24 protein-coding genes are annotated in these 25,633 nt (G+C 73.5%); 8 read left to right on the forward strand and 16 right to left on the reverse strand.

What is annotated here, in order from left to right; all coding sequences use genetic code 11:
- The first annotated feature begins 36 nt into the window (after positions 1 to 36).
- Together ACFYOU_RS04975 and gap are read left to right on the forward strand one after the other, a co-directional pair.
- The gene (locus ACFYOU_RS04975; protein ID WP_391303668.1) at positions 37 to 993 is read left to right on the forward strand and encodes a helix-turn-helix domain-containing protein; all 957 of its coding nucleotides are present in this window, start codon (positions 37 to 39) and stop codon (positions 991 to 993) included.
- Positions 994 to 1,103: 110 nt separating this feature from the next.
- Entirely contained in the window at positions 1,104 to 2,102 is a 999-nt protein-coding gene (gene gap, locus ACFYOU_RS04980; protein ID WP_391303670.1) for a type I glyceraldehyde-3-phosphate dehydrogenase, read from the forward strand.
- A gap of 67 nt (positions 2,103 to 2,169) precedes the next feature.
- Here the strand turns inward: gap and ACFYOU_RS04985 are convergent, their stop codons facing one another.
- Together ACFYOU_RS04985 and ACFYOU_RS04990 are read right to left on the reverse strand one after the other, a co-directional pair.
- Positions 2,170 to 3,045, reverse strand: a complete 876-nt coding sequence (locus ACFYOU_RS04985) for an ABC transporter permease (protein WP_391303672.1) — start codon at positions 3,043 to 3,045, stop codon at positions 2,170 to 2,172.
- On the reverse strand, positions 3,042 to 3,953 hold the full coding sequence (locus ACFYOU_RS04990; RefSeq protein WP_391303674.1) for an ATP-binding cassette domain-containing protein: 912 nt from the start codon (positions 3,951 to 3,953) through the stop codon (positions 3,042 to 3,044). Before ACFYOU_RS04990 ends, ACFYOU_RS04985 begins: the two co-directional genes overlap by 4 nt.
- 170 nt (positions 3,954 to 4,123) lie before the next feature.
- Here ACFYOU_RS04990 and ACFYOU_RS04995 point away from each other — a divergent pair, with 170 nt between their 5' ends.
- A complete protein-coding gene (locus ACFYOU_RS04995) occupies positions 4,124 to 4,978 on the forward strand; it encodes an alpha/beta fold hydrolase (protein WP_391303676.1) in 855 nt (284 codons plus the stop codon).
- A 106-nt stretch (positions 4,979 to 5,084) separates the two neighbouring features.
- Entirely contained in the window at positions 5,085 to 5,495 is a 411-nt protein-coding gene (locus ACFYOU_RS05000; protein WP_391303678.1) for a deoxyxylulose-5-phosphate synthase, read from the forward strand.
- Here ACFYOU_RS05000 and ACFYOU_RS05005 read toward each other — a convergent pair.
- Genes ACFYOU_RS05005 through ACFYOU_RS05015 form a run of 3 tightly spaced genes read right to left on the reverse strand, consistent with a single transcriptional unit; the run spans position 5,470 to position 9,551 of the window.
- Positions 5,470 to 8,070: a DUF4132 domain-containing protein gene (locus ACFYOU_RS05005; protein WP_391303680.1), complete on the reverse strand. Its 2,601-nt coding sequence runs from the start codon at positions 8,068 to 8,070 to the stop codon at positions 5,470 to 5,472. The two genes, ACFYOU_RS05000 and ACFYOU_RS05005, sit on opposite strands and share 26 nt — an antisense overlap.
- Positions 8,067 to 8,432: a hypothetical protein gene (locus ACFYOU_RS05010; RefSeq protein ID WP_391303682.1), complete on the reverse strand. Its 366-nt coding sequence runs from the start codon at positions 8,430 to 8,432 to the stop codon at positions 8,067 to 8,069. The genes ACFYOU_RS05005 and ACFYOU_RS05010 overlap by 4 nt, the downstream gene beginning before the upstream one ends.
- 51 nt (positions 8,433 to 8,483) lie before the next feature.
- Positions 8,484 to 9,551, reverse strand: coding sequence for a polyprenyl synthetase family protein (locus tag ACFYOU_RS05015; RefSeq protein WP_391303684.1), 1,068 nt, complete (start codon positions 9,549 to 9,551; stop codon positions 8,484 to 8,486).
- A 659-nt stretch (positions 9,552 to 10,210) separates the two neighbouring features.
- On the opposite strand from ACFYOU_RS05015, the gene ACFYOU_RS05020 reads away from it, so the two are divergent.
- The 3 genes from ACFYOU_RS05020 to lpdA all read left to right on the forward strand — a co-directional run bounded on the left by ACFYOU_RS05020 (position 10,211) and on the right by lpdA (position 12,812).
- On the forward strand, positions 10,211 to 10,690 hold the full coding sequence (locus ACFYOU_RS05020) for a MarR family transcriptional regulator (protein ID WP_391303686.1): 480 nt from the start codon (positions 10,211 to 10,213) through the stop codon (positions 10,688 to 10,690).
- Between the two features lie 90 nt (positions 10,691 to 10,780).
- Positions 10,781 to 11,296 carry a TIGR03618 family F420-dependent PPOX class oxidoreductase gene (locus ACFYOU_RS05025; RefSeq protein WP_391303688.1) on the forward strand — a complete coding sequence of 172 codons (516 nt, stop codon included), beginning with the start codon at positions 10,781 to 10,783 and terminating at the stop codon, positions 11,294 to 11,296.
- Positions 11,297 to 11,399: 103 nt separating this feature from the next.
- Positions 11,400 to 12,812, forward strand: coding sequence for a dihydrolipoyl dehydrogenase (gene lpdA, locus ACFYOU_RS05030; protein WP_391303690.1), 1,413 nt, complete (start codon positions 11,400 to 11,402; stop codon positions 12,810 to 12,812).
- A gap of 20 nt (positions 12,813 to 12,832) precedes the next feature.
- On the opposite strand, the gene ACFYOU_RS05035 is transcribed toward lpdA, so the two are convergent.
- The 9 genes from ACFYOU_RS05035 to ACFYOU_RS05075 all read right to left on the reverse strand — a co-directional run bounded on the left by ACFYOU_RS05035 (position 12,833) and on the right by ACFYOU_RS05075 (position 23,534).
- Positions 12,833 to 14,995, reverse strand: coding sequence for an ATP-binding domain-containing protein (locus ACFYOU_RS05035; protein ID WP_391303692.1), 2,163 nt, complete (start codon positions 14,993 to 14,995; stop codon positions 12,833 to 12,835).
- Positions 14,996 to 15,124: 129 nt separating this feature from the next.
- The gene (locus tag ACFYOU_RS05040; RefSeq protein WP_391303694.1) at positions 15,125 to 15,775 is read right to left on the reverse strand and encodes a TetR family transcriptional regulator; all 651 of its coding nucleotides are present in this window, start codon (positions 15,773 to 15,775) and stop codon (positions 15,125 to 15,127) included.
- A gap of 104 nt (positions 15,776 to 15,879) precedes the next feature.
- Entirely contained in the window at positions 15,880 to 16,620 is a 741-nt protein-coding gene (locus ACFYOU_RS05045; protein WP_391303696.1) for an HAD family hydrolase, read from the reverse strand.
- Positions 16,621 to 16,730: 110 nt separating this feature from the next.
- Entirely contained in the window at positions 16,731 to 17,999 is a 1,269-nt protein-coding gene (locus ACFYOU_RS05050) for a GNAT family N-acetyltransferase (protein ID WP_391303698.1), read from the reverse strand.
- A 230-nt stretch (positions 18,000 to 18,229) separates the two neighbouring features.
- Positions 18,230 to 19,006: a phosphate ABC transporter ATP-binding protein PstB gene (gene pstB / locus ACFYOU_RS05055; protein WP_389767740.1), complete on the reverse strand. Its 777-nt coding sequence runs from the start codon at positions 19,004 to 19,006 to the stop codon at positions 18,230 to 18,232.
- A gap of 30 nt (positions 19,007 to 19,036) precedes the next feature.
- Entirely contained in the window at positions 19,037 to 20,113 is a 1,077-nt protein-coding gene (gene pstA, locus ACFYOU_RS05060; protein ID WP_389767742.1) for a phosphate ABC transporter permease PstA, read from the reverse strand.
- Positions 20,110 to 21,117 (reverse strand): phosphate ABC transporter permease subunit PstC, encoded by a 1,008-nt coding sequence (gene pstC / locus ACFYOU_RS05065; RefSeq protein ID WP_389767744.1) that lies wholly within the window; start codon positions 21,115 to 21,117, stop codon positions 20,110 to 20,112. The genes pstA and pstC overlap by 4 nt, the downstream gene beginning before the upstream one ends.
- 201 nt (positions 21,118 to 21,318) lie before the next feature.
- Positions 21,319 to 22,455, reverse strand: a complete 1,137-nt coding sequence (gene pstS, locus ACFYOU_RS05070; RefSeq protein WP_389767746.1) for a phosphate ABC transporter substrate-binding protein PstS — start codon at positions 22,453 to 22,455, stop codon at positions 21,319 to 21,321.
- A gap of 632 nt (positions 22,456 to 23,087) precedes the next feature.
- A complete protein-coding gene (locus tag ACFYOU_RS05075) occupies positions 23,088 to 23,534 on the reverse strand; it encodes a hypothetical protein (RefSeq protein WP_391303701.1) in 447 nt (148 codons plus the stop codon).
- 224 nt (positions 23,535 to 23,758) lie between these two features.
- Between ACFYOU_RS05075 and ACFYOU_RS05080 the strand changes: the two genes are divergently transcribed.
- Positions 23,759 to 23,989 (forward strand): hypothetical protein, encoded by a 231-nt coding sequence (locus ACFYOU_RS05080; RefSeq protein ID WP_389767750.1) that lies wholly within the window; start codon positions 23,759 to 23,761, stop codon positions 23,987 to 23,989.
- 45 nt (positions 23,990 to 24,034) lie between these two features.
- Here the strand turns inward: ACFYOU_RS05080 and ACFYOU_RS05085 are convergent, their stop codons facing one another.
- Together ACFYOU_RS05085 and ACFYOU_RS05090 are read right to left on the reverse strand one after the other, a co-directional pair.
- Positions 24,035 to 24,649, reverse strand: coding sequence for a methyltransferase domain-containing protein (locus tag ACFYOU_RS05085; RefSeq protein ID WP_391303704.1), 615 nt, complete (start codon positions 24,647 to 24,649; stop codon positions 24,035 to 24,037).
- A 47-nt stretch (positions 24,650 to 24,696) separates the two neighbouring features.
- The gene (locus ACFYOU_RS05090) at positions 24,697 to 25,611 is read right to left on the reverse strand and encodes a phosphotransferase (protein ID WP_391303705.1); all 915 of its coding nucleotides are present in this window, start codon (positions 25,609 to 25,611) and stop codon (positions 24,697 to 24,699) included.
- Positions 25,612 to 25,633 lie beyond the last annotated feature (22 nt).

A 25,633-nucleotide genomic window follows, 5' to 3' on the forward strand; every position in this document is an offset into this window, starting at 1 on the left:
CGGCACGGGGACGGCCGTCCTGCGTACCCTCTTCCCGTGCCAGCCTCACCCCTGCATCGCGTCGCCGTCCTCGTCCTCGAAGGTGCGAAGCCGCTCGATGTCGGCATTCCCGCGCAGGTGTTCACCACCCGCGCGAGCATGCCGTACGAGGTGCGGGTGTGCGGCGCGACGACCGGTCCCGTGGCCGGCGGCGACGGCCTGTCGTACCACGTCGCCCATGACCTCGGTGCGCTCGCCTGGGCCGACATCGTCTTCGTGCCCGGCTACCGGTTCCCGGACCGCGAGGACCCGCCGCCGGCCGTCGTCGACGCGCTGATCGCCGCCCACGGCCGGGGTGCGCGGCTCGCCGCCATCTCCACGGGTGCCTTCGCGCTCGCCGCCACGGGACTGCTCGACGGCAAGCGCGCCACGACGCACTGGCACTACACGCGGGCCCTCGCGGCGAAGCGTCCGCTCGTCCGGGTCGACAAGAACGTGCTCTTCGTCGACGAGGGCAGCGTGCTGACCTCGGCCGGCGCCGCCTCGGGCATCGACCTGTGTCTGCACGTCCTGCGCGGCGACCTCGGGGTGGCCGCGTCGAACCACGCGGCCCGGCGCCTGGTCGCGGCCCCCTACCGCAGCGGCGGTCAGGCGCAGTACGTGCCGTACAGCGTGCCCGAGCCGCTCGGCGAGCGCTTCGCCGCCACCCGCGAGTGGGCGTTGCACCGGCTCGGCGAGCCCCTCACCCTCGACGTGCTCGCCCGGCACGCGGCGGTGTCGCCGCGCACGTTCTCGCGGCGCTTCGTCGAGGACACCGGGTACACGCCGATGCAGTGGGTGATGCGCGCCCGCGTCGACGTCGCCCGTGAGCTGCTGGAGCGTTCGCAGCGGGGCATCGAGCAGATCGCCGCCGACGCCGGGCTCGGCACCGGTGCGAACCTGCGGCTGCACTTCCAGCGCATCCTCGGCACCACGCCCAGCGAGTACCGGCGCACCTTCGCGCGCGGCGGGTGACCCACCGTCGACCACCTGGCATGATCCTTGCGGACCGTGGCGATCACGCCGCTGTCACCGGCGGGTGCCGGGCGGGAACCTGGTGGGGAACCGAACAAGGGACACCACTCATGACTCGCATCGCCATCAACGGATTCGGCCGCATCGGACGCAACGTGCTGCGCGCCCTGCTCGAACGTGACAGCGATCTGGAGGTCGTCGCCGTCAACGACCTCACGGAGCCCGCCGCGCTGGCGCGGCTGCTCGCCTTCGACTCGACGGCGGGGCGGCTCGGTCGCCCGGTGACCGTCGACGGGGACGCCCTCGTCGTGGACGGTCGGCGGATCACGGTGCTCGCCGAACGGGAACCGGGACGGCTGCCGTGGGCCGAGCTCGGCGTCGACATCGTGCTGGAGGCGACCGGCCGTTTCGCCTCGGCCACGGCCGCCCGCGCCCACCTCGACGCGGGCGCCAAGCGGGTGCTGGTCAGTGCGCCGGCGGCCGGCGCGGACGTCACGCTGGCGTACGGGGTCAACACCGACGCGTACGACCCGGCCGTGCACACGATCGTCTCGAACGCCTCGTGCACGACCAATGCGCTCGCCCCGCTGGCCAAGGTGCTCGACGACCTCGCCGGCATCGAGCACGGCTTCATGACGACGGTGCACGCCTACACGCAGGAGCAGAACCTCCAGGACGGTCCGCACCGCGACGCCCGCCGGGCCCGCGCCGCCGGCGTGAACATCGTGCCGACCACGACGGGCGCCGCCAAGGCGATCGGTCTGGTCCTGCCGAACCTCGACGGGAAGCTGTCCGGCGACTCGATCCGCGTGCCGGTTCCGGTGGGTTCGATCGTCGAACTCAACACGACCGTCGCGCGGGACGTGACGCACGAGGACGTGTTGGCGGCGTACCGGGACGCGGCACGGGGGCCGCTCGCCGGGGTGCTGGAGTACTCGGACGACCCGCTCGTGTCGTCCGACATCGTCGGCAACCCCGCCTCGGCCGTCTTCGACTCGGCGCTGACCCGCGTGGAGGGCCGGCACGTCAAGGTGGTCGCCTGGTACGACAACGAGTGGGGCTTCTCCAACCGCGTGATCGACACGCTCTCGCTGCTCGCCACCGACTGACCCGGCCCGTCATGGCAAGGACACGCGGGCGTCCGGGCACCCGGGCGTCCGGGCGTCCCGGTGGGGCTCAGACGTCCCGGCGGCGCACCACGAGCACCGCGACGACCACCGCCACCGTGGCCCACGCGCCGTACACGGTCCACGCCTCGGCGACGCTCAGTGGGTACTTGCCCGGGTGGCGCCACCGTTCCGGGTTCGTCACCAGCCGCATCCAGGCGCTGAGCGGCATGGCGTTGCCGATCTCCTTGACCCAGCGGTAGCGCTCGCCCCGGAAGAACGCCGGTAGCAGGAGCAGCAGGGCGATGACGGTGACGACGGACCCGGCGGCATGGCGGACGGTCGCGCCCACCGCCATGCCGACCAGCGCGCACAGCGGGGCGACCAGGGCGGCGGCGACCACGGCGCGCAGGGCGCCCGGGCTGCTCAGCGAGAGGCCGCCGTGGTCCCGTAGCAGCATCTGGGTGAGGCCGAAGGAGGCGCCGGAGACGAGCGCGCCGAAGGCCAGCAGGACCGCCGACACCACGGTCACCTTGGCGGCGATCACCGCACGCCGGTCGGGGACTGCGGCGAAGGTGGTCCGGATCAGCCCGCTGGAGTACTCGCCGAAGACGGTGAGCGCGCCCACCGCCGCGGCGATGATCATCAACAGCTGCCAGGCGGGATCGACGAACGCCGTGGCGAGCGGATCGAACAGCATCTCGGGGTGGGCCGACGCCTCCGGCGGCGGCTCCGGCTGGTGCGTCAGCCGGTCCGCGTTGGACACGGCGGAGTTCGCATTGATGCCGATCACGGTCAGCGCGCCGACGCCGAGCACCCCGCGGGTGGAGCGCAGCGACCAGAGTTTGATCCACTCGGCGGCCAGCAGGTGCCGGAAGCGGGCCGGTTGCGGGGTCGGGGTCGCGGGGCGGGCGGCGGCGCGGTCGAGTACGGGGGGCGTTGTCATCGGGGGGCTCCTGCGGCGTATTCGACGCTCCGTGCGGTGAGTTCCATGAACGCCTCCTCCAGGGAGGCCGTGTGGGGGCTGAGTTCGTGCAGTCGCACCCCGTGCGCGAAGGCGAGTTCGCCGATGCGGTCCGCGGGCAGACCGGTCACCGTGTACGCCCCGTCGGGCTCCGCCCGTACCGTCGCCCCCGCGTCCGTCAACGGCCCGGACAGGGCGTCCGCGTCGGGCGTGCGGATGCTCACCCGGAGCCGGGTGCTGCGGGCCGCGAAGTCCCGCAGGCCCTCCGCCGCGATCAGCCGGCCGCGGCCGATGACGATCAGTTCCTCCGCGGTCTGCTCCATCTCCCGCATCAGATGGCTGGAGACGAGCACGGTGCGGCCCTCGTCCGCCCGTTGCTTGAAGAAGGTGCGCACCCAGTGCACGCCCTCCGGGTCGAGTCCGTTGAGCGGCTCGTCGAAGAGCAGGACGGGGGGATCGCCGAGCAGCGCGGCGGCGATGCCGAGCCGTTGTTTCATGCCCAGCGAGAACCCCCCGATCCGACGTCCGGCCGCCCCAGCCAGGCCCACCTCGGCCAGTACCTCCGCGACCCGGCGGCGGGGCAGCCCGTTGCTGACCGCCAGTGCCGTCAGATGGGCGCGGGCGGTGCACCCGCCGTGCACGTCGTGGGCGTCGAGGAGGGCGCCGACGTGCCGCAGCCCACGGGGCCGGTCGCCGAACGGCTGCCCGTCGACGGTGACGGTGCCGTCGGAGGGCCGGTTCAGTCCGAGGACCATCCGCAGCGTGGTGGACTTCCCGGCACCGTTCGGGCCGAGGAATCCGGTCACCACCCCGGGGCGGACGGTGAACGACAGCCGGTCGACGGCGGTGGTCGCGCCGTAGCGCTTGGTGAGTTCGGTTGCTTCGATCACGGTGTCCACGCTGCCGGGTCGGGTCCCGTCCGGGCATCGGGCCGTCGGCCACGAACGGCACGGCCCCGGTGGCCCCCGGGCGTACGCCCAGGAGCGCGGTGGGCGGGACGTCACACGAGTGCGGGGCGGTAACAACTTGCCGTGAAGATCGTTCTGTTGGAGGGTGGGGCATGCCCAATCAACCCACGTACGTCCTGGTCCACGGAGCCTTCGCCAACTCGTTCTCGTTCGCGCCGCTCCAAGCCGAACTGGCCCTGCTCGGCCACCGATCGGCCGCGGTGGACCTCCCGGGGCACGGGTTCGGGGCGACCTTCCCCGCGGCCTACCAGGCGCCCCAGGACCTCGACGCCCTCGCCGTGGCACCGGGACACATCAAGGGCGCCACCCTCGCCGACAACGCGGCCCGTGTGATCGACGCCCTCGAACGGGCCCGGCGGAACGGGCCCACCGTCCTCGTCGCGCACAGCCGCGGCGGCATCACGATCACCGCCGTCGCCAACGCCCGGCCCGACCTGATCGACCGGATCGTGTACGTCTCCGCCTGGTGCCCGGTCGATCTGGAGGTGGGCGGCTACTACGCCGAGCCGGAGATGGCGGACGTCGATCCGGCGGCCCTCGCCGCCGCGTTCGTCGGGAACCCGGCCGAACTCGGGTTGCTCCGGTGCAACTTCCGCACCGCCGACCCGGCGACGCTGGCCGCGTTCAAGCGGGCGACCGCCGCCGACCTCACCGATGACGAGTTCCTGGCCTTCCTGAACACCTTCCAGCCCGACGAGAGCCTCGACGCCGGTACGTCAGCCGACCGGGCCCGGGCCGCGACCTGGGGTCGGATTCCCCGGACCTATGTGCGGCTGGCCGCCGACGCCAGCATTCCGCTCGCCATGCAGGACCGGATGGTCCGCGAAGGGGACGCGCTCACGCCCGACAACCCCTTCGAGGTCCGGACCCTCGAAGGGAGCCATCTGCACTGGCTCGCCCACCCGCGGGCCGCCGCGGAGCTGTTGGCGGACCTCACGACGCACTGACGGGTCGCGACGGCGCCGCCCGGACGCGGGCGCAGGTGCGGGGACGGGGAGGTACCGGGGACAAATCGGCTGGTGACCGGGGGGTGGGCGGCCCTACCGTGGGGGGATGCCCCCGTCCAAGACCTCGTTCGTCTGCCTGCCCTGCCGGGCCGCGTACAAGCAGCCCCACCCCGGAGCGAGCCGTTCCGCCGGCGGGGACCGGGTCTGTCCGCGCTGCTCGGGCCCACTGATCCACGTGGGGTCGGCGTTCGCCGCACCGCGACGCCGGGACACCCGGGCGTGGCGGGCGCTGTCCGTGCTCCTGCACGCGGGGGTGCGGTTCCACAAGAGCTGCTGCGGCGGCCCGGGTTGGCGACCGCGCACCCTGCGCGAGGTGCGCGAGCGGCTGGTGCACGCCCGCCGCACCGGCGAACCGGCCGCCGAGGCGCTCCTGCGGTACGAGCCGTCCCCACCGGTCCGCGGCCCGCACCGCCGGACCGGCCGGGGCGCGGTCAGCCCCGGGGGAACTGGCTGGTGATCGTCGGGTCGGTGATCGCCGTGTCATCGGCGAGCAGCACGGCCTTGGAGAGGATCAGCGCGAGCCTGCGGTCCCCCTCGAACGGGAGGTACCCGGTGTCGGGGGCGGGCCCGGCGCCGCCCTGGACGATGCAGAGATAGGTGTCGCCGGGCACCATCAGGACGTTGGCGGACCCGAGGTGGATCTTGTACGTGCGCCGGTCGCCCCGGACGTGCAGGTAGCGGTCCTCGATCGAGCAGCGGTCGGCGATCGCGAGCCGGGGGAGCAGCCGCGCCAGTACCGCTCTACGGGTATCGGCCGCGCCGTCCAACTCGCCGAATCCGTAGGAGGTCCAGTACCTGTGGAAGTGGCCGTCGGGTCCGCCGTCCGACCAGGTCGGGTCGTTGCCGATGCTGGTGACGCCGACGAACAGGTCGACGTCCCGCAGCACTTCGCTCAGCACCAGTTCGGGCACCTCGGTCAGGGGCACGGGCTCGGTCTGCGGTGCGCCGGGCCTGCGCACCTGCTGGTAGGCGCCGCCGCCGGAGTGCGCGTAGTTGCGCGGGGCGTCGACGGGGTAGAAGCGGACCTGGTCGGTGCGCAGCCGCAGGTAGGTGCCCGAATCGGATTGGTCCCGGCCCAGGCCGCTGGTGTCGGGTTCGATCCAGTACTCGGCGCGCAGTCCCCATTCGGGGAGCAGCCGTTCGGCGGGCGGGCACGCGTCGTCGACGGGGAGGCGCAGCGCGTTGCGCCAGCCCCGGACCGCGGTCAGGGAGTGGAACTGGTGCTGGCGCAGGTAGTGCCCGGCGAAGCGGTTGGAGTACGTGCCCGTGGTGCGTTCGGCGGGGGTCAGCGGATACACCTCGCGGTGCGCCTGCTTGAACGGCTGGGTCACCGCGAGCCGTTCGAGGCGGTCCTGCCAGGCGGTGACCTCCGCGGGAGCGCGTCCGACGGGGTGCCACAACCGCACCTCGGCGTCCGGTCCGGGCTCCACGGGGCGGCCCTCGACGGTGCGCAGCCCGGACGCCGCGGTGGCGTCGGGGTCGCCGGGGGCGGTGCCGTGGGCCACGGGGACGTCGTCGACGGTCCAGATCAGGCGCCGGGCGAGCGTCCCGACGACGGGGTGGTCCAGGTACCGGGCGCGCCACTGGTGGTGGGCCCAGCTGCGGCGGGCCAGGAACTGGCGGTCCAGCCGTTCGGCCTGGGCGCTCAGCATCCGGTCGACGTCCCTGGTGAGCGCCCGTAGCTCCTTCACCCGCTCGGGATGGTCGCGCCGGACCGCCGCCGGAGCGGCCTTGACCTGCTTGCCCGCGGCGTTGCGCCAGGTCAGCCGGGCGCGGGAGCCCTCCACGGTCAGCAGCGCGGTGGCCTCGCCCAGGGCGTGTGCGGCGCGGCCGACCTCGGTCAGCCCGTAGGACGGGACGGCGAGTTCCTCGATCTCCTCGCGGCCCAGGCCCAGCGCGTCGGCCCGTGCGGTGAGGACGCCGTCCAGGACCTTGACGGTCGGCTTGTGGACGACCCGGGTACGGAGCCGGGCCAACTCGGCGAGGGCCTCCTCGCCCTCCGTACGGGCGAGGGCGTGGATCGCGGCGGTCGCGGTCCTGGGACTGCGGGCGCCCGTCCCGGAGACCTTGCGCAGGGCGCCCGCGACCAGGGCGCCGAGGGTCCGCGGCACGTCCGGGTGCGGGGGCAGCAGCGGGAGCATCCAGGCCAGACCGCGCAGGGCGTCGATGTTGAAGGCGTCGTAGAGGTCGTCGACCTGCTGCTGGTACCAGGTGGGCTTGAGGGGCAGCGTCCGCGGGCGGCCCACCCGGGCCAGCCAGTCGAGGAGGGCGCTGCGCACGGTGTCCGGGTCGCCCGCTGCGGCGAGCACCGCACGGGCGCCCCGGTCCCATCTGGCCGACGGCTTCGAGGAGGTGGCGGTCAGGGCGTGGGCGAGCACCGGTCGGGGGTCGAACCGCTGCTCGGCCATGGCCCGGTCGGCCCACGCCTCGCCGACGTTGAGCACCGGCTCGGTCAGGGTGGCGGCGAACGCGCCGTCGTGGTTCTCGTAGTACGCGGGGATGGACGCCGCGGTCCGCCGGACCGTCGCGATGGTGGCCGCCGTGAGTTCCCGGCCCTCGACGCGTTCCTGTTCGAGGAGGGGGTACTGGGGCACGGCCTGGCTGATGCCGTGGCACTCCCCCATCTCGGCGACCGCCGCGGCGCGTTCAGCGGGCAGCGGGAGGTCCGGCAGGCCCGCGCCGACGACGGCGATCAACCACAGCACGTCCGTCGGCGACTCCTCGGGATGGCGCGGGCGGCGGGGGCCGCGGTCGGACGGGGCGGTCTCCTCGTGCCAACGGTCCACCAGCGCGGCGAGGATCGCCCGGCGGGGCGGCTCGGGGAGCCGGGTGAAGGCCCCGGCCCACCTGCGGAACCCCTCGTGGGCCATGGGGCCCTCCCGGGGGGAACACAGCAGGTGGTCGGCCGCGGCACGGTGGTCGCCCGCCAGGAGATGGTCGGCCGTGACCGGTCCCAGCAGTCGCTTCCACTCCTCGCGCAGCAGGCCGTACGGCGCCGGGTGCACGTTCAACCGTCCGTCCACGGCTCTCATCCCCCCACCAGCGGTACGAGCGTCAGGAAGGTGATCTCGGTGCCGGACGGGAGGGCGATCTCCTCGTCCAACTCCGTGATCTGGCGGTCGCCGACGAGCACCAGCAGCCCGTTGCCCTCGAACGCCCGCAGGGCCCGCTCGGTCTGCGCCCCGGGGTCCACCCGCCGTCCCGGCTCGACCTCCCGCGGCCGCACCAGGCCGCGGAACCGCACGCCGCCGCCCGCGTGGTACTCCGTCACCTCCTGGTGGACCCGTCTACGGATCAACTCGCGCAACGCCAAGCGGTCTTCGGCGACGTCCAGCCCCCGGCCGCCGTCCCTGTCCCCTGAGGTCGTCTCGTCGACGAACGTCACCCTTCCCATGCCGTCGACAGTAGGGCCGGGCACTGACATCGGGGTCGCGCGCGGCTGCGGTCAGGCGGAGCGGCGGCCGACGAAGTCGCAGAGTCCGTGCAGCGCGCGGCGCGCGGCCAGCGGCGGCAACGCGGTGAGGGTGTCGCGGGCCCGGTCCAGCCGTTCGTACATCACCGAGGCCGCCCGGGCGGGCGCCGGGGAGCGGCCGAAGAGCTCCAGCGCGCGGCGGTGGGCCGCGGGGTCCGAGGTGGGTCCGGCCGCGAGGAGGGCGCGCAGTTCCTCGTCGCCGGGCTCGTCGCCGGCCAGGGCGAGGACGACGGGCAGGCTCGGCACGCCGGCGAGCAGGTCCTTGCCCTGTTCCTTGCCGGTGACCTCGGTGGGTGAGGCGAGGTCCAACAGGTCGTCGGCGATCTGGAACGCGATGCCGATGTGTTCGCCGAACTCGGTCAGCGCCGCGACGCACGGGGCGGGCGCCTCGGCCTGGACGGCGCCCAGCCCCAACGACATGGACAACAGTGCGGCCGTCTTGCCGAGCGCCACGCGCAAGTAGTGCTCGACCGGGTCCTCGTCGGGCGCCGGCCCGGTCAGCTCGCGCAGTTGGCCCGCCACCAGTCGGGCCGCGGCCTGCGCGTTGAGGTGGACGGCCGCGGCACCGAGGTCCGCGGCGAGCTGCACGGAGCGGGCCAGCAGCCAGTCCCCGCCCAGGACGGCGGCCCGTTGGCCCCAGCGGGCGTTGGCGCTGGGGACGCCGTGCCGGGTGCGGGCCGCGTCCATCACGTCGTCGTGGTAGAGCGAGGAGAGGTGGACGAGTTCCGCGATGACGGCGGCCCGGGCGATCCCCTCCCGCGCCGGGTCGCCGAACTCGGCTCCGAGCAGGACGAGGAGGGGCCGCAGGCGCTTGCCGCCGGCCGCGGCGAGGTGGCCCGTGAGGGCGGCGATGCGGGGGTCCGCGGAGCCCTGCGCGCAGCTCTGGAGTTCCTGTTCCGCGGTGTCCAACGCCCGGTGTATTCGGTGCTCGAAGTCCGGGGCGGACAGTTCCAGGCGGTTCAGGATGCCGTGCGAATCCGGGTGCTCGGCATCGGATATCAGCTGGGGTAGGGGTGCCTCACACGTCTGACGGGCCTTCACGGGGGTACCTCTCTGTCGCGCCGACGGGGTGTCGAACGCGGGGTTCGTTCCACTCCCGTTCCGTATCCACCTGCCCCCAACGTAAGCGGTTGCGCTGTCCAGCGTCGGTACCAGGGCCTTCCGGGGGTTCGTTGTCCCGTGCGGGCGCGTGGGGGTTGCTCGCGCCGTTCCCCGCGCCCCTGTCGGGGCGGTCCCCTGCGAGTGCGCTGTCCCCTGCGGGTGCGTGGGGGGCCTTCCGGGGGTTCGTTGTCCCCTGCGGGTGCGTGGGGGTTGCCCGCGCCGTTCCCCGCGCCCCTGTCGGGGCGGTCCCCTGCGAGTGCGCTGGCCCCTGCGGGTGCGTGGGGGGCCTTCCGGGGGTTCGTTGTCCCGTGCGGGTGCGTGGGGGTTGCCCGCGCCGTTCCCCGCGCCCCTGTCGGGGCGGTCCCCTGCGGGTGCGCTGGCCCGTGCGGGTGCGTGGGGGGGGCGGGCGGTGGCGTTGAGGAGCGCCCCCTTCAGGGGCGCGGGGAACTGCGCGAAACAACAGCGCACCCGCACCGGACAACGCACCCGCAGGGAAGCGCACCGATAGGGGCGCGGGGAACGGCGTGGGCAACCCCCACGCACCCGAGGGGAGAGAACGTCTAGTGCGGGATAGTCCTGTACGGGACTATTCTGGGGACATGACCCGCAAGGAGCCCGACCTCTCGTTCCTCCTCGACCACACCAGTCACGTCCTACGCACCAGGATGGCCGCCGCACTGGGCGAACTCGGCCTGACCGCCCGCATGCACTGCGTCCTCGTGCACGCCCTGGCGGAAGAACGCACCCAGATCCAGCTGGCGGAGCTCGGCGACATGGACAAGACCACGATGGTCGTCACGGTCGACGCACTGGAGGAAGCGGGCCTCGCCGAACGCCGCCCCTCCCGGACGGACCGCCGCGCCCGGATCATCGCCGTCACCGAACAGGGCGCCGAGATGGCCCGACGCAGCCAGGAGGTCGCCGACCGGGTGCACCGGGAAGCCCTGGCCGCACTCGCCGAAGGGGAGCGCGACGCCCTCGTGCACGCCCTGCGCCATCTGGCCGAGGGCCCGTTGGCCACCCCCACCGAGAGCACCCAGCCGGCCCGCCGGGCCCGGCAGCGCAAGGGCAACATATAGTCTGCAACAAAACTATCTGCTACGGTCGATCCTGTCGTCGACCACGGCGCCGTCCACACCACGGCGCCCCCACCGACAGGGAGCCCCACCGTGTCCAGCGAAGCCACCACCCCCGTGACCGACCCCACCACGGACCCCGAGGCCGGGAAGACCTCCGGGCCCCCGCCCCGCGTCCTGGACGACGCGGCCGTGTCCGAGCTGCTGGCCGGCGCCCAGTTCGGGACGCTCGCCGCGGTCCGCTCCACCGGACACCCCCACCTGTCAACCGTGCTCTACGGATGGGACCCGACCGAGCGGACCGTACGGGTCTCCACCACCGCCGAACGGCTCAAGACACGGCTGCTGCGCAAGGACCCGCACGCCGCGCTGCACGTCCAGGGCCCGGACGTCTGGTCCTTCGCGGTGGCCGAGGGAACCGTCGAACTGTCCGAGCCGACCACCACCCCCGGGGACGCGGTCGGACGCGAACTGCTCGCGCTGACCCCCGGGTTCGACGACCCGGCCGAGGAGGCGGCGTTCCTCGCCACCCTCGTCGCCGAGCGGCGCGTGGTGATCCGACTGCGGGTCACCCGACTGTACGGAACCGCGCTCGACGTCACCGGCTGATCGGACGGACACCGCGTCCGCCGAGAGGGTGGCCCGGCTCCGCGACGCACGGGCCGGGTGCGACCATCGGGGAGTACACCCATCACAGGGCAGGGAGCACTCCATGACCACGGAAGTAGACCGCTTCGACGTCGTCGTCCTGGGCGCGGGACCGGGCGGGTACGTCGCCGCCATCCGGGCCGCCCAGCTGGGCAAGAAGGTCGCGGTCGTCGAGGAGAAGTACTGGGGCGGCGTCTGTCTGAACGTCGGCTGCATCCCCACCAAGGCCCTGCTGCGCAACGCGGAACTCGCGCACCTCTTCACCCACGAGGCCAAGACCTTCGGCATCAAGGTGGAGGGCTCGGTCTCGTTCGACTACGGGGAGGCGTTCCGGCGCAGCCGCCGCGTCGCCGACGGCCGGGTCAAGGGCGTCCACTACCTGATGAAGAAGAACGCGATCACCGAGATCGACGGGCGCGGCACCTTCACCGACCCGAACACCCTCTCGGTCGCCGCCTCCGACGGCACCACGCGCACCCTCACGTTCGAGCACTGCATCATCGCGACGGGCGCCACCCCGAAGCTGCTGCCCGGCACCCGCCGCACCGAACGGGTCGTCACCTACGAGGAGCAGATCCTCGCCGACGACGTACCGCAGTCCATCGTGATCGCCGGTGCGGGGGCGATCGGGGTGGAGTTCGCGTACGTCCTGCACAACTACGGCGTGAAGGTGACGATCGTCGAGTTCCTGGACCGCATCGCCCCGCTGGAGGACGCGGACGTCTCCACCGAGTTGGCCCGCCAGTACCGCAAGCTCGGCATCGACGTGCTCACCTCCACCCGGGTCGACTCCATCGACGAGTCGGGCGCGCAGGTGCAGGTCACGGTGACCGGCAAGGACGGCGCGCAGCGGGTGCTGAGCGCCGACAAGGTGCTCCAGGCGATCGGCTTCCAGCCCAACGTCACCGGGTACGGCCTGGAGGCGGCCGGGGTGCGGGTCACCGAACGCGGCGCGATCGACGTGGACGCGCGCTGCCGGACCTCGGTGCCGCACATCTTCGCGATCGGCGACGTCACCGCGAAGCTGATGCTGGCGCACGCCGCCGAGTCGATGGGCGTCATCGCGGCCGAGACCATCGCCGACGCGGAGACGATGGAACTCGACTACGTGATGATTCCGCGCGCCACCTACTGCCAGCCGCAGATCGCGAGCTTCGGCTACACCGAGGCGCAGGCCCGCGAGCGCGGGTACGACGTGCAGGTGGCGAAGTTCCCGTTCACCGCCAACGGCAAGTCGCACGGGCTCGGCGACACCGTCGGGTTCGTGAAGCTCATCAGCGACGCGAAGCACGGGGAGCTGCTCGGCGGGCACCTGATCGGCCCGGACGTCACCGAACTGCTGCCGGAGCTGACCCTGGCCCAACAGTGGGACCTGACGGTGCACGAGGTCGCCCGCAACGTGCATGCGCACCCGACGCTGGGCGAGGCCGTGAAGGAAGCCGTGCACGGCCTCGCGGGCCACATGATCAACTTCTGATCGCCCCGCCCCGGCCGCCGTCAATCGAACGGCAGCGGCCGTCGGTGCAGGATCTCCAGATGGGTGACCGCCCTGGTCAGGACCACGTACAGCCGGTGCGCCCCGCGCGGCTCCGCCTCCTGGACGGCGGCCGGTTCGACGACGATGACGTGGTCGAACTCCAGCCCCTTGGCCAGGGTGGCGGGCAACAGGGTCACCCCCGGGTCCCCGGACCCCCCGCTGGCGGCCGTGGCGTCGGTCGGGTCGTCGGCGTCGAGTCCGGCCGCCGTGAGCGCGGTGCGCAGCCGGGGCACCTCCGCGTCCGCGGCGATCACCGCGAGGGACCCCGGCGCGGCGGCCAGCGCGGCCCGTACCGCCGTGACGGTCGCCGCGGCGGTGTCCGGCACCCGGCGCACCGTCAGCGTGCCGTCCGCGCGCAGCGATCGGATGCGCGGCACGTCCGCCGCGGGCAGGCCGAGCGTGTCGAGCAGCCGGTTGGCGAGGTCGGCCACCGCCCCGGGAACCCGGAACCCGGTGCTCAGGGCGACCCGCCGCGCCCCGGGTCTGCCCAGGTGACCGAGGAGTTCGGCCCAGGACCGGGCCGCCCACGGGGTGGTCGCCTGGGCGAGGTCGCCGAGGACGGTCAGCGAACCGTGCGGGGCGCGCCGGGCGATCGCCCGGCACTCCATCGGGGACAGGTCCTGCGCCTCGTCGACCACGATGTGGCCGAACCCTTCGGGCGGCCCGACCAGCCCGGCGAGTTCGTCGAGCAGGACGAGGTCCGCGGCCGACCAGCGGGCCGTCCGGTACGAACGCGGGGGCCGGTCCCAGCGCAGCGCCGCCCGTTCGTCCGCGTCCAGGACCCCGTGCGCCGCCCGGTCCAGCGCCGGTGACCCGGACAACAGCCCGGCCAACACCTCCTCGGGGACGGCCTTCGGCCACACCGCGTCGAGGAACGCGGTGAGGGGCCGGGACCGTTCCAGCCGCCGGGCCCAGCCCTCGGTACGGGGACCGGCGCGCCGTTCGGCCCGCTCCCGCAACCGCGCCACGGCCCGCGCCGCGACCCGTTCGCGCCCGGTGGCGTACGGGGGGCGCTCCGCGAGGACGTCCGCGACGAGCGCCCGGAGTTCGTCCGCGGACAGCCGCCAGCGGTAGGAGCCGTCCGGTACGGTCAGCCCCGCGTCGGCGACCGCGGCGGGCCGCACCGCCGCGTACAGGGCGCGGCGCAGCACGCGGGCCATCCGGGGGTCGTGCTTCAGCCGGGCCGTCGCCGCCCCGTCCCGGGCGCGCACCGGCTGCCGGGCGAGCAGGTCCGCCACGGTCAGTTGCCCGATGCCGTCCTCACCGAGGGCGGGCAGCACCTGGGCGATGTACCGCAGGAAGGTGCGGTGCGGCCCGATGACCAACAGGCCGGAGCGGCGGACGCGTTGCGGATGGGCGTAGAGCAGGTAGGCGGCCCGGTGCAGGCCGACGGCCGTCTTGCCGGTGCCGGGGGCGCCCTGCACGCACAGCGAGTCGGCGGGGTCCGCGCGGACGAGGTCGTCCTGGTCGGGCTGGATGGTGGCGACGATGTCGCGCATCGGTCCGGTGCGGGGGCGCCGGATCTCGGCGGCGAGCAGCCCACCGGGTGCACCGGCGTCCGGGTGCCCGGACGGGGGCTCGGCCAGGTGTTCGTCCTCCAGTGCGGTCAGGTCCTCGGGTGCACCCCGGCCGCCCGGGGTCCAGCCGAAGCGGCGGCGGACCGCGACGCCCCGGGGGTCGTGCGGGGCCGCCTGGTAGAACGCCCGGGAGACCGGGGCCCGCCAGTCGACCACGAGCGGCGGGGCGGTCGGGTCCTCGGTGATCCGCACCCTGCCGATGTGGTAGCTCTGGCCGGCGTGCGCGGCCCGCTCGCCGCCCTCGACCTCGGCCTCGCCCTCGGAGCCGCCTCCCGGGGCCGCGGACGCGAAGTCCAGCCGTCCGAAGAAGAGGGGGCCTTCGGGGAGTTCGCGGAAGCGGCGGGCCCGGGTGCGCAGGGCGCGGCCGAGGACCTCGGCGTCGGCCCCGGAGGCGGAGACGTCCTCCCCGGTGACGACGTGCTCCTCGGCGCCGCGCGCCATCACGGTCAGCGCGGCCCGGCAGCGTTCGTGGTGGGCCCGCTCCTCGCGCAGGGCGGACGGGACGGGGTCGGCGGGGTCCGGGGAAGGGTGGTCGGAGCGCAACATGGCCCCACCCTAGGCGAAAAACGTTACCGGGTTACACTTTTTACTCGGTAACGCCGACTGGCGGCCCGGCCCGCTCGGCCCGGCCCGCTCGGCCCGGCCCGCTCGGTACGGCCCGCGCGGTCGGGGTGGTCAGGCGTACGCCGGCAACCCGGCGCGCAGCTCGACGAACGCCTGGTCCGCCTGGGCGAGCGCCCCCGGGCGCACCGCCTGGGCACGGGCGCCGGCCGCGATCCGCCGCCAGTTCTCCTGGGCGAGGACCCGGCGCACCGCGACGATCTGCGCGGCGGCGAGCCGGGCCCGGACGGGCAGCGCACCCGCCCCGGTGTCCGAGGCGCCGGGGGCGAGCGCCCGCGCGAGGTGCTCCTCGGTGCGTTCCAGGTACCCGTACAGCCGGGCGAGGAGCGCGGGCGTCCCGTAGAGGAGCCCGTGGAAGGCGAGGACGTCGGGCTCGTCGCACAGTCCGGTCACCGGGTCGTACCGGTCCAGACCGTCCAGGAGGTGTTGGTGCAGCGCGGCCAGCGGGGCGATCCGCGCGGCCAGTGCCGCCGTCACGACCCGGGCCGCCTCGTCCTCGTGGTCGGCGAACCGGTGCAGCACCAGGTCCTCCTTGGCCGGGAAGTACCGGAACAGCGTCGGTTTGGAGATCCCGGCCGCCGCCGCGACCTCGGCGACGGACACCCCCTCGAAGCCGCGCTCCAGGAACAGCGCGATCGCCGCGTCGGACACCTCCCGGTACCGCCGCAGCCGCTTGCGCTCCCGCAACCCCGTCTCACCGCTCATGCGCACCCCTCATGCCGACGAGCGTATGCGCACCCGCGCACTCCCCCGTCCACGCCGGCCGCCCCGGCCGCCCCGTCAACCGATACCGCCCCGCGGCCGCCGGGTCAGCGCGCCCCGCCGCCGCCCCCGCGCCGCACGCGGCCGAGCTGCTCCACCGAGCGCAGCACGACCTCCAGCGAGTCGACGACCAGGCCAGCGCCCGCGCGTTGCAGCAGGTGCCGCTGGGCGTCGTTGCGGGCGTGGCCGAGGAACGGCACGCCGGCCTTGCGGGCGGCCTCCAGGTCGGAGGGCGTGTCGCCGATCATCAGCGCCTCGGACGGCACGGTGCCCGTCGCGGTCAGGGCGCGGATCAGACAGTGTGGTTCGGGCTTGAGGAGTTGGAGCTGTCGGGTGCGGCCGTAGACGTGCGGGGCGAAGCAGTCGGCGAGTCCGCGGCCGGCGAGGTACGCGCGGACCGCCCGGGGCGAGTCGTCGGTGGTGACGGCGAGCCGGGCGCCGACCGCGGTCCAGGTGCGGATCAGCGGATCGGCCCAGGCGGTGGGCCGGGCGGTGTCGACGGCCCGCAGTTCCTCCTGGGTGAGGCGTTCCTCCAGTTCGGCGACGAGGTCGCTGCCGGGGTGTCGGCGGTCCACCGCGCGCAGCACGACGTGGGGGTCGGCGAGGGCGCGCTCCTCGTCGGTGAGCAGGCCCCGCAGTCCGCGCCCCGCCAGCCACTCGGCGAGGCCCGCGGCGACCCGCTCGGACCGGTGCGCGGCGAACAGCCGGCAGACGGGTCCGTCGAAACCCCACAGGACGGCCTTCGCGCCCGCGATCGTCCGGTCGAGGTGCTCGGTCGTGTGTTTCACCGTCTCGGGGGTCACCCACTCGGTCGGCGGCGCGGTGTCCGCGGTCACTAGGCCCTGTGGGGAGAGCCTAGGAGAGTGGGGGGTGCGTGGCGATGGTTTCCCCGAGGGCGTCAGAAGATGTCCGGGCACCAGGGGCGGCGGGAGGTGCGGAACAGGGCGTCGGCAGCCGCGGCGGCGCCCGGGCGTTCCTCGGTGACCCGGCCCAGGGCCAGCAACCGCTGCACCGAGCCCTCCCCGAGCCACAGCCACGCCAGGGTGCCCAGCGACAGCGTCAGGTCCGCGGCGGCGGTCGTCGGTACGCACTGGGCGCCCTGCGGCGAGGCGTCCAGCCGGAACCGTCCGCCCGACGGCCCGCCCGCGCCCTGCGGCTCGTCCACCACGTCCAGGACGACGGAGCCGGTGCCCTCGTACGTCCGGGCCGACAGCGCCGCGGCGACGTCCAGCAGCCGCACCCACAGCCAATCGCCCTGGGTGGCGGCCCGCGCCGCCCGCGCGTCGGGGAACAGATCGGGCAGCAGCGTGTCCGGGGCGAGCATGCCCGTGCGGACGGTGACGATCCAGTCGATCGAGCACACGTAGGCCCACAGCGCGCGCTCGGCGGCCGGGGTGAGCGCCACCAGGTCCTCGACGGTCGCGGTGTTCAGCGGCTGCTTGCCCTCGCCCCACTTCTCCTCGGTCCGGTAGGCGATCAGTCCTTCGACCGCGCCGTCCGCGTTCCGGTAGACCGCGTAGAACGGTTCCTTCCACGGCGGGGAGTCCAGCCGGAGTTCCCCGGTGGAGCGGCGCCACCACATCGCGTCCCGGTCGGTGGCCCCGGGCTGGCGGCGGCGGAACCCGTCGTACAGCACCGGGCCGATGACCCGCACGTCGGCGAGGTCCACCAGGTCGATCCGGGCACCGGGCTCCGCGGGCCCGGACCAGCGGGGGTCCAGACCGGTGCGCGCCACGTCGACGACCCACTCCGTGCCGCGGGTGGCCGGCCCGAAGCCGAAGCGGCCGTAGATCCGGTACTCGGCGGCGATCAGCGTCGCGAGGGCGTCACCGCGCTCGCGGGCGGCCCGCAGGTCCAGGTCGATCAGGCGGCTGAGCAGTCCGCGGCGACGGTGCGTGGGGCTGACGGTGATGTTGCTGATGGCGTTCGACGCGACGGGCGCACCGCCCACCGCGGTCACCTGCTGGTCGAACGAACGGTACGTGGCGACGCAGCGGCCCGCGTCGAACGCACCGCGCACCCGGGACTCGGCGACGATCTCCGTACGGCCCGCCACATCGCGCGCGGTCGGAGTGGGTTCGTTCAGGAACCCCGTGTTCAACGCCCGCAACCAGTCGGCCAGTTCGCCGTCCCGCAGGGAACGCACGTCGATTCCGTCTCCACCCATCCCTCCACGCTAGGCGCAGCCGTCCCCGCCTGTCGCCCCCTTTTTTCCGGCTGCCCCCGCCGACCGGCCGGCCGGCCCGCGGGAAAGGGAGGGGCCCGCCCCCGGGGGTCGGGGGCGGGCCCGGGGCCCCGCGGCGGCACCGCCATGCAGCACCGCGGGGAGTCCGGTCGGTCCCCGTCCGGACCACCGGCCGCTGCGCGGCCGTGCGGGCGGTACGGGACCGGGGCGGCTCAGCCGAAGCGGCCGGAGATGTAGTCCTCGGTGGCCTGGACGGACGGGTTGGAGAAGATCCGCTCGGTCTCGTCGATCTCGATGAGCCGGCCGGGCTGCCCCACCGCCGCCAGGTTGAAGAACGCCGTCCGGTCGGAGACCCGCGCCGCCTGCTGCATGTTGTGGGTCACGATGACGATCGTGAACTGCGACTTCAGCTCTCCGATCAGGTCCTCGATCGCGAGGGTGGAGATCGGGTCGAGCGCCGAGCACGGCTCGTCCATCAGCAGCACCTCCGGCTCCACCGCGATGGCCCGGGCGATGCACAACCGCTGCTGCTGACCGCCGGAGAGACCCGAACCGGGCTTGTTCAGCCGGTCCTTGACCTCGTTCCAGAGGTTCGCGCCGCGCAGCGACTTCTCCACCACGTCGTTCAGCTCGGACTTCTTGTACGCGCCGTTGAGCTTCAGGCCCGCCGCGACGTTGTCGAAGATCGACATCGTGGGGAACGGGTTGGGCCGCTGGAACACCATGCCGACGGTCCGTCGCACCGCCACGGGGTCGACCCCGCTGCCGTACAGGTCCTCGTCGTCGAGGAGCACCTTGCCCTCGACCCGACCGCCGGGGGTGACCTCGTGCATCCGGTTGAGGGTCCGCAGGAACGTCGACTTGCCGCAGCCGGACGGGCCGATGAAGGCCGTCACGCTCCGGGGCTCGACGGACATCGAGATGTCCTCGATCGCCTTGTGGGTGCCGTAGTACGCGGTGAGGCCGCTGACGTCGATCCGCTTGGCCATGGGAGTCACACTTCTTTCCGTCGGGACGCGTCAGCGACCGGTCTTCGGGGCCTTCCAGCGGGCGATGCCGCGGGCCACCAGGTTCAGGATCATGACGAAGGCGATCAGGGTGAGCGCCGCGGCCCAGGCGCGGTCGTACGCCGCGCCGGAGCCCGCGCTGTTCGCGTACTGCTGGTAGATGTACAGCGGCAGCGACGCCTGGGCCCCCTCGAAGGGGTTGTTGTTGATGAAGTTGGTGCCCCACACGAGCAGCAGCACGGGCGCCGTCTCGCCGGTGATGCGCGCGACCGCGAGCATCACGCCGGTGGTGATGCCGCCGATGGAGGTCGGCAGCACCACCTTGAGGATGGTCCGCCACTTCGGCACGCCCAGCGCGAGGGACGCCTCGCGCAGCTCGTTCGGGACGAGCTTGAGCATCTCCTCGGTGGAGCGGACGACGACCGGCATCATCAGGATGGCCAGGGCCAGCGAGCCGGCGAAGCCGGACGGGCCCAGGTCGAGCATCAGGATCCAGAAGCTGAGGACGAACAGACCCGCGACGATCGACGGGATGCCCGTCATCACGTCGACGAAGAAGGTGACGGCCGCCGCGAGCTTGCCGCGGCCGTACTCGACCAGGTAGATCGCGGTGAGCACCCCGATCGGCACGGCGACCAGGGTCGCGATGCCCACCTGCTCCAGGGTGCCGATGAGGGCGTGGTAGATGCCGCCGCCGGGTTCGGTGTCGGCGACGACGCCCATCGAGTGGCTGAGGAAGTAGCCGTCGAGGACGGTCACGCCCCGCTTCACGGTCTCCCAGATGAGGGAGGCCAGCGGGATCACCGCGAGGATGAACGCGACCCACACGACGCTGGTGGCGACCCGGTCCCGGGCCTGCCGGCGCCCCTCGACCCGGGTGGCGACGCCGTAGGTGAGCAGCACGAACAGCAGGGCGGCGAGCAGCCCCCACTGCACCCGGCTGTGCAGGTCGAAGAGGAGGCCGATGCCCACGGACAGGGCGACGGAGGATCCGGCGAGCGCCCAGGGCGTCCAGCGCGGCAGGGTCGCTCCCTGGATGCGGGAGGACACCGGCTGCTCGGGCCGTCGGGTGGTGGCTGACTGGTTCATCCGTTGGCCCCCGAGTACTCCTTGCGGCGGGCGATGATGCCGCGGGCCGCGCCGTTGACCAGCAGGGTGATGACGAACAGCACCAGACCGGAGGCGATCAGCGCGTCCTGCCCCGTGGTGTTGGCCTCGCCGAACTTGCTGGCGATGTTCTGGGCGAAGGTGCCGCCGCCCGGGTCGAGCAGGCTGGCGTTGATGTCGAACGTCGGCGACAGGACCGTGGCGACCGCCATGGTCTCGCCGAGCGCACGGCCGAGGCCGAGCATCGACGCGGAGATCACCCCGGAGCGCCCGAACGGGAGGACCGCCATGCGGATGACCTCCCAGCGGGTGGCGCCGAGGGCGAGCGCGGCCTCCTCGTGCATCTGCGGGACCTGCTTGAACACCTCGCGCGACACGTTGGTCACGATCGGCAGGATCATGATCGCGAGCAGGATGCCGACGGTCAGCATGGAGCGGGGGGCGCCGCCCTGCCACGCGAAGATCCCGGTCCAGCCGAAGTAGGTGTCCAGCCAGCTGAACAGCCCGGTCAGGTGCGGGACCAGCACCAGTGCGCCCCACAGGCCGTAGACGATCGACGGCACGGCGGCCAGCAGGTCGATCACGTAGGCGACCGGGCCGCTGAGGCGGCGCGGGGCGTAGTGGGTGATGAACAGGGCGATGCCGACGGCGACCGGTACCGCGATGACCATGGCGATCAGCGCGGAGACGACCGTGCCGAACGCGAGCACGGCGATGCCGAAGACCGGCGGGTTGACGCCCGTGTTCCATTCGAACGTCGTGAAGAAGTTGCCCTCGTTCTTCGTGAGCACCAGTGCGGACCGGTACGTCAGGAAGACCGCGATCGCGGCCATGACGGTCAGCAGCAGGATGCCGGAGCCGCGCGTCAGACCGAGGAAGATGCGGTCACCGGGGCGGGTGGCACCCCGTGCGGCCCGCTGCCGCTCGACGTCCGAGGGCGGGGCGGGGGCGGGTGGGGGCGGAATGTCCTTAGTAGATATGTCCATGGAGTTCTCCGGTCTGCGGAACCGCACGGGGTGGTGTGCGGTTCCAGGCGGCGGTGCACCGGACGGTGCAGGCGGGCCCGGGCCCCGCCTTCCCCGTCTCGGGGGAGCCCGTGACGGGGGAGGCGGGAACGGGGAGGGCGGGGTCCGCCCGCACGCTCAGGCAGGTCGGCTCGGTCGGCTCTGTCAGCTCGGTCGGCCCGGTCAGCTCAGCGAGGCGATCGTCTCGCGGACCTTGGTCGCGATCTCGGTGGGCAGCGGGGCGTAGCCGGCGCCCGCGAGCAGGCCCTGACCGTCCTCGCTGGCCACGTAGGAGAGGAAGGACTTGACGGCGGGCAGCGTCTCGGCCTTGTTGCCCTTCTCGCAGACGATCTCGTACGTCACCAGGGTGATCGGGTAGGCGCCCTCGGCGGTCGGCTTGTAGTCCAGCTCCAGGGCGAGGTCCTTGCCCTTGCCGACGATCTTCGCGGCGGCGATGGCCTTGGAGGCGTTCTCCGAGGTGGCCGCGACCGGCTCGGCGGCGTCCGTCTTCACGTCGACGGTCTTGATGCCGTCCTTGGCGTACGAGAGCTCGAAGTACGAGATGGCGCCCGCGGTCTCCTTGACCTGCTGGGCGACCCCGGAGGAGCCCTGCGCGGACTGGCCGCCCTTGGCCTGCCACGCCTTGCCGCCCTCGTACGACCACGCCTCGGGGGCGGCGGCCTTGAGGTACTTGGTGAAGTTGTCGGTGGTGCCCGACTCGTCGGAACGGTGGAACGCCTGGACCTTGGTGTCCGGGAGCTTGGCGTCCGGGTTCAGCTTCTGGATGGCCTCGTCGTCCCAGGTCTTGATCTTGTCGTCGAAGATCTTGGCGAGGGTCGGGGCGTCCAGGACCAGCTTGTCCACGCCGGGCACGTTGAAGCCGACCGCGATCGGGCCGCCGACCATCGGCAGGTCGATCGCCTGGCTGTCCTTACAGACCTTGGCGGACTCGGCGATCTCCTCCGGCTTGAGCGCGGAGTCGGAGCCCGCGAACGCGGTCTGGCCCTGGAGGAAGTTGGTGATGCCGGCGCCGGAACCCTTGGGGTTGTAGTTGATCCGGACGTCCTTGCAGGCCGCCTGGTAGTTCTTCACCCAGGCGTCCACCGCGTTCTTCTGCGCGGAGGAGCCGGCCGCGAGGATCTCGCCCCGGGCGTCGTCGCACTTGATGGAACCCGCGGCGGCGCTCTGCGTCCCGCCGCTGGCACCGTTGGAGCCGCCGCCCGTGTCGTCGGAGCCGCACGCCGTGAGGGCCAGTGCGCCGGAGACGGCGACCGCACCGAGGGAGAGGGCGCGCAGCCGGTTCTTGCGCTGAAGCTTCACTGTTCGGGAGTTCCTTCCAGGAGCCGCCCCGGCGTGCTGCGCGGCGGCGTGCGTGTGTCGGTCGGACCTCCCCCGTCAGGGGGTTGGGTCCGGAGGGTGTCCGAGTCGTGCGTTCACCCGGCGCGGACCGTGGGACCGTGTCGGCCCCGGCTCGCACCCGGTAAGGCCGAAATTAGGCAGAACAGGTGAAGTGGCCTACGGCCGCAGGTGAACGGCCGGTGAACCCATGCGGTCGGTGTGGTGCGGTCACGGAACGCTCACGGCGAGGACGCGAACCGGTCTCCGACGGGGGCCGCGGCACGCCGGGAGGGGGTGTTCCCGGGCTACCGCCCGGCCGCCCGCACGAGGGGTGCGGAACCCGCGCATCCGTGCAGTGGGTGTTCCTCGGCCGATGTTCACGCGGGCGCGCGCAAACGGCGCCTGCCGTTCGGGTGAACCACCTGACGCACGAGGGCCCGCACGGGGCGCGAACCCGACGGCGCGCGCCGGCCCGTACCCCGCACGCCGGTTCCGTCCGCGGCGGCGGTCCTCTGTGTACGCGACGGGGCGACGGCGTCGGCCCTACCGGACGGTCGCCTCAGGGCACCGCGGACGGAACGGCTACTCCGGGCGTCGCCGGCGGGACGGCTGCTTCAGGGCTTCGGCGGGAGCGGGGCGAGGCTGCGCGCGCCCGCCTCCCGGGCCCGCGCCACCAGCCGGTCGACGTCCGCCGCCGGCAGCCGGAGCCGGACGATCCGCTCGTTCTCGACGGTGGAGAAGACGATCCGGTCGGCGAGGACGGCCTCGGAACCGATCGTGCGGTGCGCCAGCCGCACGAAAGCGGTGAGCCCGTCCCCGCTGCCCAGGTCCAACGGCACCGCCATGTACGACTCCCGCCGCCACGTCCGCCCACCCGCGCGCTCCCGCTCCTCCCGTACGGTGCGGCGCAGCTCCTCGTACAGGCGGCGCGCACCGGGGTCGGCGATCTCCTCGTCCACGTACAGGTCGATGGACACCTGCGCGCCGATCCCCGCGAGGTGCCGTCCCACCTCCGTGAGGAAGACCTCCAGGTCGGCGTCCGTGTCGGCGGTGAGCAGCATGTACGTCGTCCTCGGGTACGGGCGTCGGATGCGGACGCGAACGGGGGCGCGCGGCGGAGGTGGGCACCCCCCGTGCACCCGAGTGACCCTACGGGGGTACGACCGCGCACCACCGCACCTTTTTCTCCGACGGTCACCCACCGCACCGGTAGCCTTACCGAAGGTCACACCTCTACGGTCGTCGTCACCACGCCCCCGCGCCCGCCTCGCCCCGAGGACCCCCGATGACCTTTCGACGACGCACGGTCGCCGCCCGGGCCCGCCGCCACGGCCTGCACGAAGCGGCGAACGGCACCGCCCTCGTCCCGCCCCGGCGCGGCGCCCTCCTCTTCGACTCCGGACGCCATCTGCCCGGCGAGTTCCTCGCCGGTACCGACCTCCACTGGACGCTGCGCTGCCCGGACACCGGCCACGAGTGGCCGGCCGCTCCCCAGGACGTGACCCCGCTGGGGTGAGCGCCGGGGTGGGCCCGCCGGGGTGGGCGGTTCCGCCGTCCCGGTTCAGGGTCCGGGCTTGCGCCAGGTCAGCGAGTACCGGCGGAGCACGTGGCGGCGGTAGCGCACGCCGGGCAGCAGCCGTCGGGCCGCGGCCCGCACCTGCCCGTACCCCATCTCGGGATCGGCGACCGGCACCCCTTCCGGGCCGCCCGCCCGACGCACCACCTTGGCGATCCGCACGACCGGGGCCGCCGCGATCAGCGCGGCCCACTCCCCCGGGCTCGTCTCCCGCGCCAATCCGACCACCACCAACACCCCGCCCGGCCGCAGCAGTTCACGCATCCGCAACAGCGCCTCGTCGAAGTCCATGTGGTGGACGGTCGTCACCGAGCAGATGAAGTCGTACCCCGCCGCGGGCAGCCCGGCCGCGAGGAAGTCCCCCTCGACGAAGTCGAGTTGCGGACGGTCGACGGCGTGCTCCCGGGCCCGGGCGATCATCTCCGGCGAGCTGTCGATCCCGGTGACCCGCTGCGCCCGCCCGGTGAGCTTGCGGGCCAACAGCCCGTCCCCGCAGCCCACGTCCAACGCGTCGCCGCACCCCTCGGGCACGGCGCGCAGGATGCCGGGGTGCCGCGCGACGTTGGTGTTCCAGTACGGCTGCGGATCGGGCTCGCCCATCGCGCCATCGTGTCATCGCGGACGGGCGCCGAGAGGCGGTTCCCCCCTCAGCGGTCGGCCGTGGCGATCAGGCGGCGCAGCGCGGCCTGACCGGGCGGGCCCCAGCTCTCCTTCCCGCCGAGGCGGCCGTGGAGGCCGTCGTCCCCGACGGAGATGCAGACGAAGGCGCGCAGCACCGCCCACCCGCGGGCCCGGCGCAGGGTCGCGGCGTCCACGGTCGGCTCGTAGGCCCGGTGGAAGCGGTCGACGGCGCCGTCCGGCAACAGCAGCCAGGGCGCGGAGAGGTCACTGGCCGGATCACCGGCGAAGAGGTCACCGAAGTCGATCACGCCGCAGAAGGTGCCGTCGGCGGTCAGCACGTTCGCCGGATGCAGATCGCCGTGGAGCCACAGCGGCGGGCCCTCCCACTCGGGCGCGGCGAGGGCGTCCGCCCAGACCGCGCGGACGCCGTCCGGGTCGGCGAGCAGGCCCGCGCCGGTGAGCGCGGCGAACCCGTCGGCGAAGTGCCCGGCGTGGTCGGACAGCGGGCCGCCGCGGCCACGACCGGTGGGCGCCCCGTCGGGGGCGGGTCGGTGCAGGGCCGTCAGGAAGGCGGCCAGGGAGTCGGCCGCTTCCGGGCGCGTGGCGGGGGCGCGGTCGGCGGGCTCACCGGGCACCCAGGTGGTGACGATCCAACTCCGCGGGAACCGCTCGGACGGCTCGCCGAGGCGCTGCGGAACGGGAACCGGCAGCGGGAGGTGCGGCGCGAGGTCGGGCAGCCAGCGGTGTTCCTTGAGCAACAGTTCGTCCGCGGTCTGCGTCGCCCAGGGCAGTCGGACGGCGAGGTCGTCGCCGAGCCGCCACAGTTGGTTGTCCCAGCCGCGCGCGCCGAGTTCCACGGGGTGGTCGGCCAGATCGGGGTGCTGGTCGCGCAGCAGGTCCCGGACCAGTTCCGCGGTGATCTCCGTCTTGGTGTGGGTCATGCGGATCCACCGTAGTGGGTGC

The sequence above is a fragment of the Streptomyces sp. NPDC005955 genome (assembly GCF_042871255.1).
Taxonomy (GTDB): domain Bacteria; phylum Actinomycetota; class Actinomycetes; order Streptomycetales; family Streptomycetaceae; genus Streptomyces.